The organism is Qingshengfaniella alkalisoli (assembly GCF_007855645.1).
In the GTDB taxonomy this organism is placed as follows: Bacteria; Pseudomonadota; Alphaproteobacteria; order Rhodobacterales; family Rhodobacteraceae; genus Qingshengfaniella; species Qingshengfaniella alkalisoli.
On sequence record NZ_CP042262.1, the window covers coordinates 44,532 to 59,927 of the forward strand.

Here is a 15,396-nt window from a genome sequence, read left to right on the forward strand (position 1 = left end):
CACCGGGTCCCCGCATCCGATCAACCGCGGACGGGTCGCGCTACGCCCGGCTTCTGCAGTCCGCAATCGAGAGCCTCACGATCCCAGCCGGCCGTGTCGGCGGCGGCGGCGTAGCTGCTTTGCAGGAATGCCATGAGCGTGGCAGCGGGATCGGCGCTTGTCCGTACCGCTTCGTAGGGGAGTAGAAATTCCCCGAGCCCGTCGTCCCAGTACGCGCCGTCAGGCTCGACGGGCCGATCCGAGAAATCGTCCGGCACGGGGTATGCGTAGGAGTAGAACATCGGTTCCCCCGCCCCGCCATTGCCCGGCCAGAAGCCCGCCGAGGAGACCTCGTGATCGTAGGCTTCGTGCGTCACCGCGTCGGGCAGGTTCGGGATGCCGCCGGGATGGAGCGATGCCTTGCGGCCGGAGAAGCGGGTGACGGCGAGGTCGAACGAGCCCCAGAACAAATGCACCGGCGAGACTTTGCCAACGAACGCCGTACGGAAACGCTCGAACACCGGCACGATGCGCAGCAGGGCGCCGTGATAGCGCCGCACGGCATCCGCGTCCCAGGGCCGCTCGCCCGTGTCCTGCATGAATGGCACGGCCTCCGGCAACTCGTTGGGGGCGCCATGGATGGAGAACCGACCGCCGACCGCCTCCACGATTGCGCGCGTGCGCTCGTGGAAGCGCGCGACGCTCGCGGGCTCCAGGGCGAAGCTCTCCCGCGCCCCGCCATCCGCCTCGGCGACGAGCCGCCCGTCGACGAAATCGAACGTAAGCGTCAGGCACCCGCCCGCCCCGTGAATCGGTCCGGTCGTAAGGCCGCGCGGGGTGACGTAGAGCGTGGCGTGCCAGGAATGGTTGACCCATGGGGTCTGCGACAGCCGCATCTTTCCGACGATCTGGGCGTAGAGGTGCAGCGCGGTACAGGTCTCGGCCCAATCGGCATAGGGCAGCGTCGGCCAATCGGTCATATCGTAGGTGCTTTCGGTCATCCGACCGGCTCCATGTTTTGACGCTTCAGCGCAACACGCACGCCCTCGTCTGCCTCCATGCGCGCGCGATGCGCCTTCAGCGCCGGGTAGTCCTCGATCGACAGGGGCGTCTGCTCGAGCCAGCGCGTCAGAACGTAAAGGAATGTGTCGGCGAAGGAGCGCTGGCCGAGATACCATTCACCGCCGTTGTCGCTCAGGGCACCATTCATCCGCTCGTAATGGCTGGCGAGGGTCTTGTAGGTCTTGCGCTTGACCTCCTCCTGTGCCGCCGCGCTCTCGGCGAGGTTCTTCGGTGCGAAGTGGCCGCCATAGGCCGCATGGACTTCCGAGGTCATGTAGGACAATGCCTCGGCCTCCTTGCGACCGAGCCGGGTGTCGCGCGCGTATCCCTCCTTGCCGTGCGCCGCACCGAGCCAGGCGAGGATCGCCGCCGCCTCGGTCAGCACATCGCCGTCGTCAAAGCGCAGGGCGGGCACCTTGCCCTTGGGATTGATGGCAAGATAGTCCTCGTTCTTATGATCGCCGTAGGCCATGTTGTGGACTTCGACCGGCGCGTCGAGCCAGGCTACGGCTATGTTCGGCGAGAGCGAGCAGGTTCCGGGCATCGTGTATAGCGTCGTCATCGGTGGGTCTCCCTATCTGGTCGGCGGGGTCGCGCTTGCCGCAAGAATACGTCGCGACAGCAGCCGATCAACCGGACTGAGCGCCCGCGAAGGCCGCGAAGCCGGCGAGAAAGGTCTTCAGCCGGTCGCGCATCTGCTCATTCGTCATGCGGCCCTGATCGTCGAACACGCTACCCGCCCGAGCCACCATCAGCCGCCCCTCGTGCCAAGGGCGCGCGCCCAGCGTCCGCAGCACGCTCAGCCAGGCATCTTGGGACAGGATCGTCCCGAACCCGCCAGGCGACGCTCCCAGCACCGCCACCGGCTTTCCGCCGAAGACGCGGCCGATGTCCGTCGCCGGCCGGCTCGCCCAGTCGATTGCATTCTTGAACACGCCCGGAATTGAGTTGTTATATTCCGGTGTGAAGAGCAACAGGCCGTCGGCGTTTGCAATCTGCTGCTTCAATTCTGCGACGGCAGCCGGCAGTCCCGAAGCCGCCTCTTCGTCGCCGTTATAGAGCGGAATGCCCGCGATGCTGCCCTCGATGAGCCTGGCGCCTTCGGGCATCAGTTCCTGCGCCGCGCGCAGGAGGGCGCTGTTGTAGGAAGCCTGTCGCAGACTTCCCGATACTCCGACAATCTGGCTCATGTCTCGCTTCCTCGCACCTGCATTTCCCTGTCGTGGTCCGGCCTATTGCCCACGACACTACAAACTTGGCACGCTTGGTCCCACATATTTTTCACCGCTGATACGAGGAATTCCATAACTGGCCGACGTGCCCAAATCGCCGTCATCGATCAGTGGGCTCGTTGGCACTGCAGAGTCCGGCGAGTGGACCGACGCCCCCAGGCTGCTGGCGTGGCGGTGTAGCCTATCGAAACAAGCAGTCATTCCAGCAGCTGCGGCGAACGGCGGGAAAGTCCGGATACTGTTGAAGAAGTCGGCGTTCGAAGCGTTCTGACTGGCTCTGTCGCATTTTTCATCCGGAGTGAAGTCGAGCGATCCAGTGGACGGATTTATGCTGCGAGGTCAGCAAAGACGCGGAAAGGGCAATCACCCGCGTTGCCGACCTGGCCCTTGCGGATCATATGGGCGGCCTCGATCCCTTTGAGCGTCGCCTGAGCAGCCTCAAAAGATTTGAACCCGAGCATCAGGCGCGTGATCCGTTTGATGAAGCGGTGATCCTGCTCGATGATATTATTCAGGAACTTGACCTGCAGGATGTCGACCAGCGGGGCTGAGACCGTGATCTTGTGAACCACATTGGTCGCCAGCAACCCCGCAAGATTGGCGCCGCTCTTGTCGATGACGACCTTCTCGGGTGGGCCGTTCGCTTCGATGCCACGTCTGAAGAAGCGCCGGGCTGCGGCGGCATCCAGAACCTCACAGCTTGGCAATATCCTCCGAACTGCATACGACTCTCGCTGAGAACATGACCATGGGTACCCTCTTCACCACGGTGTCAAGCACACGCGGTTACCGCTTGCGGCAGCCGTCTGACGCAATGCGATCTTCCGTCCAGACCGGTTGAAATTCTACGACTTTCCGAAGTGGAAGGCTGAATCTTCCTTTGGTCGGTAGAGCCATGATGTAGGTTCGTTGCCGTTGCCAAACGTGTCAGATCGTCGTGTATCCGCCATCCACGAGATAGTAGCTGCCGCTGACGAATGATGCATCGTCGGACAACAGGAAGCGTACCACCTTGGCTACCTCTTCAGCTTTTCCGAGACGACCGAGCGGATGACGCGCCACCAGTTCCGCACGGACCTCCTCGGACAGGTTGTCCAGAAGCGGCGTGGCAATATAAGCTGGACCAACGCAATTGATGCGCAGCCCTTTCGGTCCGTATTCTGCTGCTGCGTTTTTCGTCAGCCCAACCACGCCATGCTTCGCCGCCGTGTAGGCACTATTGCCGATCGCGGCAACTGAGCCGTGGATTGAGGCCATGTTGACGATAGCGCATTCGGCAGCACCGGCATCCAACATGGCAGGAATCTGATACCGCATTGCATAGAGAACGCCGTTGAGATTAATATCGATCACTCGATCCCAATTCTCAATGTCGACCTCGCCGGTAGGTGCTGCATTTCCCCCGATGCCGGCATTGTTCACCGCGTAATTCAACTTGCCGTAGGTGCGGAGTGCGAAGGCAACGGCTTTCTCGTTATCGTCAGGCGAGGCACTGTCGGCTTTAAAGGGAATAGCGGTGCCCTCTTTGGCTGCAATCTCGTCTGCCACTCTTTGAGCACCAGCTTCATCAATGTCAGCGAGAACAACGCGAACTCCGAGACCAGCCAATTCCTTCGAAATGGCTTCGCCGATGCCGGACCCAGCACCAGTGACCAAGGCAACTTTATTATCGAATGACATGATTGGTACATTCCTCTTGGGTTCTGCTTAAATCGATTGCGGCTTGCTCGCTTGCCACCTGAACGGACTATTCTCATTAGTGAAACCGTACACTCGGCGACGGGCCATTGGAAGAGCGTCACACCGACACAGCGCACATATGGGAGCATTGACAGTTTCGACTTCAAGGCTATTCCTTTGCTAAACAAACAAGATCCTGGGCATAGAACTTGCCGATGTTGTCACACAACTGTTGCCCGCCTGAACGCAGGCCTAAAGGGTTGCTAGTTCATAAGGTGGATACTCATGAGCACCGACCAGATCCTGATTTCCTGTATTCTGGTCGCCACGATGGGGCTGTTTCTATGGGGTCGGTTTCGCCACGACATTGTGGCTCTGGCTGCGCTGATGGCCTGTGTGATAGCAGGCCTGGTCCCGGCGGCCGATGCCTTTGCAGGTTTCGGCCATCCAGCGGTAATCACGGTGGCATGTGTGCTTATCCTCAGCCGGGCGTTGCAGCATACGGGTGCCGTGGATTGGCTGGCGCGCAGCGTGCTGCCGCGCGATGCGGGGCGATTGGGAAGTATGGTCGCGCTGATGGCGCTTAGCGTGGCGTTGTCGGGGTTCATGAACAATGTGGGCGCAATGGCGCTCCTGATGCCAATCGCGGTGCAGGTGTCGGAACGGTTGGATCTGGCGCCTGGCCAGGTGCTTATGCCATTGGCTTTTGGCACCATTCTCGGCGGAATGACTACGCTGATCGGCACGCCACCCAACCTGATCGTCTCGGGCTTTCGCGCCGAAGCGGGGCTTGGCCATTTTGCGATATTCGACTTTGCGCCTGTCGGGGTTGCCGTGGCGACCGTGGGGGTGATCTTTATCGCCATGGTTGGCTGGCGGCTGGTTCCCGAGCGAAAATCTGCAACAGATGCAGGTTTCGACACGGGCGCCTATTTCACGGAACTGCGCGTACCCGAAACCAGCAAGGCCGTTGGTCTAACCCTGCGAGCATTCGAACGCGAGATCGAAGACAGCAATGTACAGATCGTCGGTCTCATTCGTAACGATGTTCATTTGACCGCACCACATGGCGGGCGACGTATCCGGGCGGATGACATTCTTGTGCTAGAAGCAGAAGTCGATGCATTGGCAGAGGCGCTTTCCGTGTTCGACATCAGGCTGGAGCAGTCGGTTATTGCGCCTGCCGAGGAAGGCCAAAATGAAGCCTCCGGTAAAACCGCAGAGGAAGCGGATGGCGTGCATGATATGGTCTCCGATGATGACGCCGGTCCACAACGCAAGGACAACAGAGACATTGTGCTTCGCGAACTGGCCGTGCTTCCGGGGTCAAGCATTGTCGGGCGCTCGGCCAAGGAGATGCATCTGCGCGCGCGCTACGGGCTGAACCTGCTTGCCGTATCGCGCGAAGGACGTCCACCAAGATCGGGTTTGCGCATGGTCAAGCTGAAATCCGGTGACCTGCTTTTGGTTCAAGGCCCAGCAGATGCAGTGGCTGAGTTCATTGACGATACGGGCTGCGTGCCCTTGGGCGCACGCGATTTGCGTATCCCGAACAAGCGCATGGCGATCATCGCAACCGCAATCATGCTGGGCGCGATCGCACTGGTGACACTGGGGTTGCTCCCGGCAGCTGCAGCCTTCGCGCTCGGTGTTCTGGCTTCGATGGTGTCGCGCACGATACCCCTGCGACAAGTCTACACGTCCGTCGATTGGCCAGTAATCGTCTTGCTGGCGGCGCTGATCCCGGTTGCGGGTGCGATGCAAAGTACAGGTGCCGCCGAAATGCTGGCGAGGTTTCTAGTCAACACGGTCGCTCAGGGCAATGCAGTTGCGGCGTTGGTTGTGGTTCTGGTCACCACCATGTTCCTGTCGGACGTGATGAATAACGCCGCCACCGCCGCCGTATTGTGCCCCATAGCGCTCGGCATCTCTGCGACATTGAGTGTCAACCCTGACAGCTTCCTGATGGCTGTCGCAATCGGAGCCTCCTGCGCGTTCCTGACTCCGATTGGCCATCAGAACAATACGTTGATCTTGGGACCGGGCGGGTTCCGCTTTGGCGACTACTGGAAACTCGGCCTGCCACTGGAAATGCTTGTCGTCGTCATTAGCGTGCCGTTGCTGCTGTTCGTTTGGCCGTTGTGATATTTCGAGGAAACGAGCGTCGCAATGAACGATATCGGCTCTGTCGCAAAGTTTGGCGGATCGTGAATACACGCGGGCCTCTGGGCACACCTATCCTGCGCGGTTGGTGAATATGCGGAACGGACAATCACCCGCATTGCCGACCTGGCGCTTACGGATCATGTGAGCCGTTTCGATCCCAGCGAGCGTCGCCCGTGCTGTTGTGAAGGATTTGAACCCGAGCATCAGGCGCGTGATCCGCTTGATGAAGCGGTGATCCTGTTCGACGATGTTGTTCGGTCCACAGCAGATGCCCAATAGACTCAGCCGACCGCAACCATCAAAATGCTGCGGGCGCGATCACAAGCCGTTCCTTGCGACAGAGCCCTCGGCAAGCATATCCCGTACGTCCCGGCACGAAGCGGGTAGCGGCGGTACCACCGCACCGCCAGCAAGATAACATCGCGCGGAAACCGGTGTCGCTTGAACGGATTGCGCCAGGACATTGCTCACTCCTCAGCTTGGGGCAGTAATGTCTCTGACATCTCGATGGTTAACGCAACGGACCCGGCCAATGCGAAGCATCGGCCGCTTTGGCTTAGGGAAGACCGCTCTTGGAACGAGCGGACACTGAGCCGACGAGGCTTCAGCGTCCTGTCTTCGGCGACGTGAACGCTTGGGTTATTGGAGCATCTCGGCCTGAACGCTTTCGTGGAGACGGTTCAGCCTCTTGATGCCGTCGCTGCAGGGACCGACGACGACTCTGCCTGGTCGACTGCCGGGCGCAGTCGAGACGAGGTTCAGCGCGGCCTGCACGACCTCCTGTGAATCGAGCGAGGGGTCCGGGGCGAGTTCATCGCGCACGCGCGTTACCAGCCAGTTCGTCATAGCGGCTCGCATTCGCTCGCTCGGCCTCGGGCAACGCTGCGAGCATCTCGTTCAGATAGTGGATGCCGTTTGCCTGCAACTGCGTCGGATAGGGACCGGCCGGCTGAATGATCGAGACATCGACACCGAACGGTCTCTGCTCGATGGCAATGGCGTCGCAGGCTGCTTCGACAGCGAGCTTCGAGGTGCAATAGCCCGCGAGTAATGGGTCGAGGAGGCGGCCAAGCGCGCTCGACATCTGTATGACCTGACCTTGGCCACGATCCTGCATATGCGGAGCCAGTGCCCGAAACATGCGCAGCGAACCATGGCAGTTGGTATCAATGTTGGCAGCGAAAGCGTCCACCGGCTCCAAACCAACTGGACCCGGCACGACGATGCCGGCGTTGTTGACCAGAATGTCGATGCGACCGGTGAGCCGCAGCGCCTCGGCAACGCCTTTTCGAACCGATGCCTCATTGACCACATCAATTTCCACTACATGGATGGGAAGGCTCTCGCTCTGCGCCAATCCGCGAAGTTCTCCAGCGGCACCTTCGTTGTGGCCTTCGATGTCACGCATTGTGGTAATGACCGTGATGCCCTGGCGCGCGAATGTTTCCGCCATGAGCCTGCCGAAGTCGGAACTTGTACCAGTGACAATGGCGACGCGGTGACCATTGGGCCCTGTGGCTTGACCCTATAGTTGCTATAGGCCCTAGATAGTCACAAACGATGATGAAGGCGAGGCCTGACATGCCCTGTTGTTCTACCGACACCTGTTCCTCCAGCGCTGCGGCTACGGGGCGCTACCGCGGCGTTCTTTGGGTCGTGCTGGGGATCAATCTCGTCATGTTTCTTGTCGAGATCACTGCGGGTTTGGCCGCCGGATCAGCGGCTTTGCAGGCCGATGCGCTCGATTTCTTCGCCGACGCCGCGAACTACGGGATTAGCCTTTTCGTTCTGGGGTTCGATATCCGCTGGCGGTCCCGCGCGGCGCTGGTGAAAGGTGGCTCGATGGGGCTGTTCGGTTTCTGGGTTGCCGGAAACGTCATATGGCATGCGCTTAACGGAACGGTGCCGTCCTGGGGCACGATGGGGGCGGTTGGTGTTGCTGCCTTGATTGCCAATGCGGCCTGTCTCGTGCTGCTGTATGCGTGGCGCGATGGCGATGCAAATATGCGCTCGGTCTGGATCTGTTCACGCAACGATGTGCTGGCGAACCTCGCGGTACTGGCCGCAGCACTTGGTGTGTTTGGAACCGGCACCGGCTGGCCTGATCTGATCGTCGCGGCTGTCATGGCGCTTCTGGCGATGCAGGGGGCCATGACGATCATTCGTCATGCGATGGCCGAACTGCGCGATAACCGGAACAAGACGGTGCCGGTCCTGAGCTAGCTTTCGCGCTCGCCGTCTGGCCTTCGTGCCAAGCGGTCGCAGGCGACTTGAACTGCAGGTCTCCGACCCCCACGTCGATTATTTGGATCACCTTTGAAAAGGCACCTTGGATATGGATGTAAGCAAGCTTCTGAACAGCTTTCTGGGCAATGAAGGCACATCGGGGTCTTCAGATAAGGGCCAGTCGCCGGTCGATCGGATCAATGCTGCGTTGCCGGGCGGTTTCGCGGGCGGGGCCGCTGCTGGCGGGTTGATGGGGCTGGTTCTGGGCACCAAGAAGGGCCGCAAGCTTGGGGGCAAAGCACTGAAGGTCGGTGGCATGGCCGTGGTCGGTGGGCTTGCATATAAGGCTTATCGCGATTGGCAGACGAACAAGACATCGGGCACCGAAGCGGACCCGCTGAATCTGCCCAAGCCGCCCGCAGATAGCGGATTTGATCTTGAGAACGATCAGGACGCTGCCGGACGGGATTTCCGTTTGGCCATAATGCGGGCCATGATTTCGGCGGCAAAGTCGGACGATCACATCGATCAGGAGGAACACGACCGGATCCGCGAACAGATTCAGGAGTTCGGGTTGGGTCAGGAAGAAAAGGCGGCATTGTTTGACTATTTCTCGGCACCGGCGGATGCCAATGCCGTGGCCCGTCTTGCGCGTACAGATGAGCAGCGCGCAGAGCTTTACATGGCATCCGCACTGGCCGTTGATCCGGATACAGACGAAGAGCAGCGCTACCTTGCCCAACTGGCGCAGGAACTGTCCCTGCCAGTTGGACTGAAGGACCATCTTGACGCGGAAGTGGCGGCAGTGCACCGGCAGGTGAGCACGTAAAGGACAAGCTCGATACCCTACAGCACTGGCGTATCGTGATGTGATTGCGGTACGCCTCGTTGTACTGTTTTGGGAGCGTCCTGAAGGCTTCCGTGACCGCTTCAAGTTTTTACTGCCGGGTTTCTCCTGATATGCCGTGCCAGCTTTCGTTGCCCATCGGGCCAATCCTTATCCTGGATGATATCCGCGATGGCCACGCGCATCTCGCGGCGCTGTTTATTGCGCCGAAGGGCCAGAACATTTCGCCCGTCGAGATCGAGGGGCGGTCTGTTCCGACAGAAGCCCTGGCCGAGTTCGAGACGGCAACCGCGCATCGCTGCCGCTTTTCCGTGCCGATCGACCGGGCGTCTGAATATGTGTGGGATGGCCATAGCTACCCGCTGTCACTCGATCTCTTGGGGAATCTGCGGCTCGCCTATGTGTCGTGTAATGGCGAAGAGGTCGGCGATCTGGATCGCGAAGGGTCCGAACGCAACGCAATGTGGGCACGTCTGCGGGAAGAACACTGCAGGCAGCCTTTCGCGTTCCTGCTGCATGGCGGAGATCAGGTCTATGCCGACGAAGTCACGCGCGATCATGACCTGAGTGAGCACTGGCCGGAACGGGTTCCGTCAAATCCGTCGGCCGACGCTTTGGCAGATTTGCGCCTCCACCTGCGGGAACGTTTTCTGGAACGCTATGCCGCCCTTTACGCATCGCCAGAATTTGCGTGGCTTGCTGCGCGGGTTCCGTCGCTCATGCAATGGGACGATCACGACATTTGCGATGGTTGGGGCTCGCTGCCGGAGACGCAAACGGAATCCGCCGTCGGACAAACACTGTTTTCGGTCGCGCGCGAATGTTTCCTGATCTTCCAGCACGCCGCGTTGGATGGTGATCTGCCTTTACGCTTTGCTGATCCTTCGGGGATCCATCTGGGGTGGTCCGTCAAAGGGTCCGATCTGAGCATTATTGCGCCGGATCTGCGGTCTGAACGCACACGGCACCGGATCATGGGCCAAGGCGGTTGGGCGATGATGGATGCCGAAGCCGCCGGTCCCGCACAAGGCCATACATTCCTGATGTCGAGCGTGCCTTTGCTCGGCCCGCGGCTGTCCCTGTTGGAAGCGCTCATGATCGCGGTTCCGCAGATGCAGAAATACGAAGACGACCTTCGGGATCAATGGCAAAGCCGAGCGCATCGGACGGAATGGCGCAGAATACTGCGGCTGGTTCAGGACATGGCGTTACGTGATGGTCACGATCTGACCGCGATTTCCGGCGAGATCCATCTTGCCACACGTGCGGTCATGGAACTGGGCCAGGGCCTGCAGCTTCAACAACTGGTCGCCTCCGGGATCGCCCACCGCGCCCCGCCAACTGCTTGGGCAAGAACATTGGGCGCGCTATCATGGTTGGGCGAAGCTCCGCTGCCGGGCCATCCGATCCGTATCGAGCGGCTGCCGGGGCAATCAAGCCGCTATGTGGCCGAGCGCAATTACCTGCTGCTTGAACGACATTCGGGCGCGTGGTCCGCAAGGTGGGACCTTGAGCAAAGCGGCATGACCGCGCCGCTTGCACTGTCGCAATAAGCTGATCGCGAGGTGGCCGTTGAACGGACTGACAAAGCAGTCTCGCAATAGGTATAGTCCCTGCGACCTCTTCTTGCGCGGCATCAACCACTTCTTGTCGAATACCTAAAACGGCGACAAGGCCCACGGCAGGCCAGCCGGTTTTCAGTATCCACGCTCTGGAGCAAACCCTCCGACTTCCAGCCGGACCGGCTTCAGCATGAAGAATCGGTCTATGATCTTATCCTGCAATACGACACGGGCAAACATTGCGTGTACTATCACTGCTATCATATCGTCTGGTTGACGAAGTACCGTTACAAGGTTTTGACAGGATTGCTGCGGCTGCGTGTATGACATTTGCCGGCAGGTGCGTCGCGGGAACGGTGTCGAAATCTTGCGCGGGGTGCTGTCGAGCAACCGCGTCCATGTCATTGTATCCGTACTGCGAAAGCTCGCGATCTCCGATCTGGTGCGCAAGATGAAGGGCCGTTCGTCCCTCCGGGTGCGACGCGAATTTCCACATATCCGCTAGCGCTATGGGGGCTGCCGCTACTGGGGCGCGGGTACTTCTCGACGACCAATGGTGCTATCACCGAAGACATCGTACTTCAGTACCTCGAAAAGCATATCGCTGATCCTACCGGCATCAGAAGCCGGTAGTGCTTCAGTCATTCTGAACAACATCCGCGCCTATGGGGCCCTTTCGCCACTTTCGACAAGGCAGCCGATCGCATGACGGGCGCCCTGGGCAATCCCGGCGGGATCAATGCAGCCAAACCGGAAGCACCCCGGCGCTATGTGTGCCGGGGTTTCGTGCCGATATGCGCGAGCGGTGGAATACACTCCACCCGCAAATCTGCCATCAATCGGAAGCCGGCACGCCGTCCTGCCATTCATCCCAGTTCGCAATGATCTCGCGGGCAAGCGCGTTTCCGACGCGGAAAGCATTCTCGGTTGCCGGACCGAACGCCCCGGAATCCGCGGATAGGGACTCGGCCGCGCTCTGCTCCGGTGCTTGGCGGTCGAAATTCGACCCGGTCCGCACCACCGCGATGCGCCCGAAATCAAGGCGACCCGCCTGCGCGCCGCGCTCGAGCGCGGTAAGCGTCGCGTTATCCTCCATCTGCGAGGTGCAGTAGGTACCATTGCCGCCAGTCAGTGTCGCGACATGATCTTCCATTTCCGCCGCGATCGTCGTGCCGTGCCAATAGGTGTCGGCCGAGACCGTGTCACAGGCGCTTACGAACGGAGCCTGCTGCGCGGCGTCGGCGTCATAGGTTGCCCGGTACTCCGCCGCCTGGTCGGAATCCGCAAGCTCAACCGCTTTGCTCGCCTCAACTGCTGCAGTCAGGAGATCCGGATTGAGCTCGAAAAGCTCGCTTCCGGCTTCCCAGCCGCCATCGGCTCCAGGCTCCGCGGTCCCGAGCTTCAGGGATCCGGTCTCCCAGCCCTCCGGGATCTCGCGCGGATCGATCTGGTGACGCAGCCCGCCATCGACGACGTAGCGCGCCCAATGCGCCGAGCCGAGCGTGCCTTCTTCCGGGTCAACGCCAGCGATACCTGCGATGATCGTGTAGGTCTGCGACAGGTCCAGCTTGTCGCTCAAGGCGACGGCCGTGACGGATGCGGCCGCATTGGCGAACCCCATCGTCGTGGTCATGACGCATATATCGTCATTGCAGCTCAGCGCGGGTGCGCTTTCCGGAAGGCCGGGGATATCGATTTTCCGGTCGAGGTCCAGATTGTCTAGCCATGGCTTCGTCTCGCCATCGAACATGGTGTTGGCCAGCACCTTCGGCGCAAAGGCTTCCTGAGCATAGGCGGCGAAGGGCAGTAGGGTGGTCGTGACGGCAATCGTGGTGGCTCTGAACAGCATGCTGTCTCCTTGGTTGTGCTGACCGGCAGAGAACACCTTGCGGGTCTGGGCTTCCAGGGGAGATGTGAATACGCGTCCCGATATGCCATTTCCGAGCCGGCGATATATCCTTTATGCACAAGGATTAGGCAGCTCTGTCTACTGCATTGAATTGGGTCACTACCGCGCCTAGCCGATCACTCGCGGCGATTGCGAGTTTTAACATATCGGGGGTCGGCAGATAGGAAAGGGCTTGTGCGCTACTGATCCCGCAGCAAGTCGATAGCAGCGGCCAGCGGTATCGCACGCAGGCGGTCACTCGCGGGCACATTCCGCTCACCTGCATAGACCAGCAGTTTTCGGTCTGCCTTGATGTCTTCGGCCGCAAGATGAAACCCGCGCGACACCTTGGGTGATGTGGTGCGCTTTATCTCAATCGCCCAGATTTCATCCTTGGGAAGTCGCAGAACGAGGTCGATTTCAGCCCCGGCCGCAGTCCGGTAGAAGTAGGGTTCCGTTCCGGTTGGAGCCGCAGCGACAAGGTTTTCGATACAGAATCCTTCCCAGCTTCCACCGACCACGGGATGCCCCAGCAGGCTCTCCATTGAGCCAAGTCCGAGCAGGGCATGGACGAGGCCGCTATCGCGCACGAAAACCTTGGGCGACTTGACCAGACGTTTGCCGACATTCTCGTGCCAGGGCTGCAGGTGCCGCACCAGCATCAGATCGACGAGCAGATCGAGATAACGGCCAATGGTTTGGCCGGATACGCCGAGACCTTCTGCCAGCGCCGCGGCATTCAGCAAACCACCCTGCGCATGTGCCAGCATCGTCCAGAAACGGCGCAATGTGGTTGCCGGGATGCGCGGACCCAGGGAAGGGATGTCGCGTTCAAGATAAGTACGCAGAAAATCCTCTCGCCATGCCATGCTGGCCTGTGCGCTGTCCGCCTGAAAACTATCGGGGAAACCGCCGCGCAACCACAAATCGCTCAACCGGTTCTCGCCCACCTCATCAAGCCGCAGCGTGGGCATCTCGATGTAACGCACGCGACCGGCGAGCGACTCGGCCGATTGGTGAAGCAGAGCATTTGATGCGGATCCGAGCAGCAGGAACTGCCCCGAGCGAAACCCCTTGCGTCGTCGCATGTCGATCTGCCCGCGAAGGCTTTTGAACAGACCCGGCATCTGCTGGACTTCATCCAGGATCACGAGCCGTCCGATCTGCTCGTCCAGATAGAGGTCGGGCTCGATCAGGATTTGCCGATCTGCGTCACGCTCCAGATCCAGATATACGGATGGGCGTTGCTCTGCGATGCCGAGCGCAAGCGTGGTTTTCCCGACCTGTCGGGGCCCCAGAAGGACAACAGCCGCCTGATTTGCAAGAGCAATCATCACAGAGCGATTGATTCTACGTGGGTACATTCCTTGTAATTACTCCACTCAATGGAAGATATACAAGGTTATTTTTGTTTGCTGAAATGCAGGCGTGGCCAGCGTGACCGTCAAATAGTCGCTGATACATAAACAAGTGTGGGTCAAATATTGCTGAAAATACCGGGTCACTTCTCAGCGGAAATCCACACAGAGGAACTGCTATGGGCGCGTGACAATTGTTGACGGAATGAGTCACAGCAGACCCGATGCCAGATGCTCTGAATGTGTAGACGCCCCCAATCTGACGCTGGCTGAGGCTTGCTCGGCGGTCAGTGAATGAAGCCCGCAAGAAACTCCGTTCTGCGACGGGTCAGTTCAGCGCGCAATCCGTCCGACGCAATGTGGGGGTATTTGCCGGCTGCAAACTCGACCCAGGCCTCGCGATACTCCAGCCAGCGGCGTTCGGACTCTCGGATGCCCTGTTTTGTAACCGTGGTGTAGGGTAGGCGGTCTTCCGCCCCTTCTTGAGACTCTATTGCCATCACCAGGGCATAGGCTTCGTTCAGTTCCCGGTCGTGCGATACTAGCTCCTCTGGCGGCGGCAGGATCAGCGAGCCATCTTCGATGCCATCCAGCGTGCCGACGAAGCCCCACTTGATGCTCTCGCGCCGCTCGATCACGAATACAGCGCGGGCCGTTCCGCTGAGATCGACTTCGTTGGACCCGCTCGTCTCGGCATAGGTGTTGGCCGCGTCTCGGAGTGCAACAAACCTGTCTTGAAGCTCCGGAGACAGGGTTGCGGTGAAGCTGTCCAGCTTGTTTTCTCTCTTCGTGCCCGCGATCCATGCGTCGCGCGAGGCGCATAACCCTGCCGCAAGCCCGCTGGTAATATCGTCGCAGAAGTCAAAGGTCACGTCCGGTCCGAGGTGCTGTATATGCTCCACCCGCCCGCCGACTTCTGCCGGCGCTCCGTCAATCCGGCACGCGAGCGATGTGGCGAGATCGAGATCTCGCTCGACGCCAAACCCGTTGGCATAGATCATCATGAGGATGGCCAACCCCGCGAACGGCCCTCGATCATAGTCGCCTTGGCGCGCCTCCAGCAAGGCGCAGTGCCGCGCACGCAAAGGGTCCGGATCTTGGCCGACGCCGTAATAGAGTGCTGCCGAGCTGCACCCGTTCAACGCCCGCTGCTCCGCGTCGTCGGGCCAGTCGGCGTCGGGCGGCTCCAGTGTCCGGACTCTGCGGCAGGCTTCTCGTGACGCAGAGGCGTCGAGGCTTGCGAATTCTGTCGTCTCGTCGGCCCAGTTCGACCCGGATTGCGTGGCCTGGGCGGGAAGCAATGCTGTTGTTTCAGCAGAGGCAGTGTTGCTGACAGACAGGGCGGAAATGATCAGTGCAGCCGACGTGGCAAGTGGTCTCATCCGGAATTCCCGTA

Annotated in this window: 14 protein-coding genes and 4 pseudogenes; 6 read left to right on the forward strand and 12 right to left on the reverse strand. The window is 60.2% G+C overall.

The genetic code is table 11. The annotated features are described in order from the left end of the window. Window positions 1-20 precede the first annotated feature (20 nt). The 4 genes and pseudogenes from FPZ52_RS11630 to FPZ52_RS11645 all read right to left on the reverse strand — a co-directional run. A complete protein-coding gene (locus tag FPZ52_RS11630) occupies window positions 21-980 on the reverse strand; it encodes a DUF5996 family protein (RefSeq protein WP_146365793.1) in 960 nt (319 codons plus the stop codon). Beyond that, a complete protein-coding gene (locus FPZ52_RS11635) occupies window positions 977-1,603 on the reverse strand; it encodes a glutathione S-transferase family protein (protein ID WP_146365794.1) in 627 nt (208 codons plus the stop codon). The genes FPZ52_RS11630 and FPZ52_RS11635 overlap by 4 nt, the downstream gene beginning before the upstream one ends. Window positions 1,604-1,670: 67 nt before the next feature. Further along, on the reverse strand, window positions 1,671-2,231 hold the full coding sequence (locus FPZ52_RS11640) for an NADPH-dependent FMN reductase (RefSeq protein WP_146365795.1): 561 nt from the start codon (window positions 2,229-2,231) through the stop codon (window positions 1,671-1,673). A gap of 368 nt (window positions 2,232-2,599) precedes the next feature. Next, a pseudogene (locus FPZ52_RS11645) lies at window positions 2,600-2,959 on the reverse strand (DDE-type integrase/transposase/recombinase); the annotation flags it as partial. Between the two features lie 14 nt (window positions 2,960-2,973). Between FPZ52_RS11645 and FPZ52_RS19580 the strand changes: the two are divergent. After that, the gene (locus tag FPZ52_RS19580; RefSeq protein ID WP_420851717.1) at window positions 2,974-3,114 is read left to right on the forward strand and encodes a DUF7220 family protein; all 141 of its coding nucleotides are present in this window, start codon (window positions 2,974-2,976) and stop codon (window positions 3,112-3,114) included. 86 nt (window positions 3,115-3,200) lie between these two features. On the opposite strand, the gene FPZ52_RS11650 is transcribed toward FPZ52_RS19580, so the two are convergent. Next, window positions 3,201-3,953, reverse strand: a complete 753-nt coding sequence (locus FPZ52_RS11650; RefSeq protein WP_205758633.1) for an SDR family NAD(P)-dependent oxidoreductase — start codon at window positions 3,951-3,953, stop codon at window positions 3,201-3,203. 285 nt (window positions 3,954-4,238) lie between these two features. Between FPZ52_RS11650 and FPZ52_RS11655 the strand changes: the two genes are divergently transcribed. Then, entirely contained in the window at window positions 4,239-6,098 is a 1,860-nt protein-coding gene (locus FPZ52_RS11655) for an SLC13 family permease (RefSeq protein ID WP_146365798.1), read from the forward strand. A gap of 90 nt (window positions 6,099-6,188) precedes the next feature. Here FPZ52_RS11655 and FPZ52_RS11660 read toward each other — a convergent pair. From FPZ52_RS11660 to FPZ52_RS11675, 4 genes and pseudogenes are all read right to left on the reverse strand, one after another. Then, window positions 6,189-6,374, reverse strand: a pseudogene (locus FPZ52_RS11660) (DDE-type integrase/transposase/recombinase); the annotation flags it as partial. Window positions 6,375-6,455: 81 nt separating this feature from the next. Then, window positions 6,456-6,583 (reverse strand): annotated as a pseudogene (locus tag FPZ52_RS19585) (IS6 family transposase); the annotation flags it as partial. 175 nt (window positions 6,584-6,758) lie between these two features. Beyond that, window positions 6,759-6,965, reverse strand: a complete 207-nt coding sequence (locus FPZ52_RS11670; RefSeq protein ID WP_146365799.1) for a hypothetical protein — start codon at window positions 6,963-6,965, stop codon at window positions 6,759-6,761. Further along, window positions 6,931-7,608 (reverse strand): SDR family NAD(P)-dependent oxidoreductase, encoded by a 678-nt coding sequence (locus tag FPZ52_RS11675; protein ID WP_276617457.1) that lies wholly within the window; start codon window positions 7,606-7,608, stop codon window positions 6,931-6,933. Before FPZ52_RS11675 ends, FPZ52_RS11670 begins: the two co-directional genes overlap by 35 nt. 92 nt (window positions 7,609-7,700) lie before the next feature. Here FPZ52_RS11675 and FPZ52_RS11680 point away from each other — a divergent pair, with 92 nt between their 5' ends. The 4 genes and pseudogenes from FPZ52_RS11680 to tnpA all read left to right on the forward strand — a co-directional run bounded on the left by FPZ52_RS11680 (window position 7,701) and on the right by tnpA (window position 11,387). Beyond that, entirely contained in the window at window positions 7,701-8,342 is a 642-nt protein-coding gene (locus FPZ52_RS11680; protein WP_146365801.1) for a cation efflux transmembrane domain-containing protein, read from the forward strand. Between the two features lie 112 nt (window positions 8,343-8,454). Beyond that, entirely contained in the window at window positions 8,455-9,174 is a 720-nt protein-coding gene (locus tag FPZ52_RS11685; RefSeq protein WP_146365802.1) for a tellurite resistance TerB family protein, read from the forward strand. A 131-nt stretch (window positions 9,175-9,305) separates the two neighbouring features. Continuing rightward, entirely contained in the window at window positions 9,306-10,745 is a 1,440-nt protein-coding gene (locus FPZ52_RS11690) for an alkaline phosphatase D family protein (protein WP_146366112.1), read from the forward strand. Window positions 10,746-10,970: 225 nt separating this feature from the next. Further along, window positions 10,971-11,387: pseudogene (tnpA, locus tag FPZ52_RS19590) on the forward strand (IS200/IS605 family transposase). Window positions 11,388-11,589: 202 nt separating this feature from the next. On the opposite strand, the gene FPZ52_RS11700 reads toward tnpA, so the two are convergent. From FPZ52_RS11700 to FPZ52_RS11710, 3 genes are all read right to left on the reverse strand, one after another. Continuing rightward, window positions 11,590-12,603 carry a purine-nucleoside phosphorylase gene (locus FPZ52_RS11700; RefSeq protein WP_146365803.1) on the reverse strand — a complete coding sequence of 338 codons (1,014 nt, stop codon included), beginning with the start codon at window positions 12,601-12,603 and terminating at the stop codon, window positions 11,590-11,592. Window positions 12,604-12,842: 239 nt separating this feature from the next. Beyond that, window positions 12,843-14,006, reverse strand: a complete 1,164-nt coding sequence (locus FPZ52_RS11705) for an ATP-binding protein (protein ID WP_146365804.1) — start codon at window positions 14,004-14,006, stop codon at window positions 12,843-12,845. 281 nt (window positions 14,007-14,287) lie between these two features. After that, a complete protein-coding gene (locus FPZ52_RS11710) occupies window positions 14,288-15,382 on the reverse strand; it encodes a lysozyme inhibitor LprI family protein (RefSeq protein ID WP_146365805.1) in 1,095 nt (364 codons plus the stop codon). Window positions 15,383-15,396 lie beyond the last annotated feature (14 nt).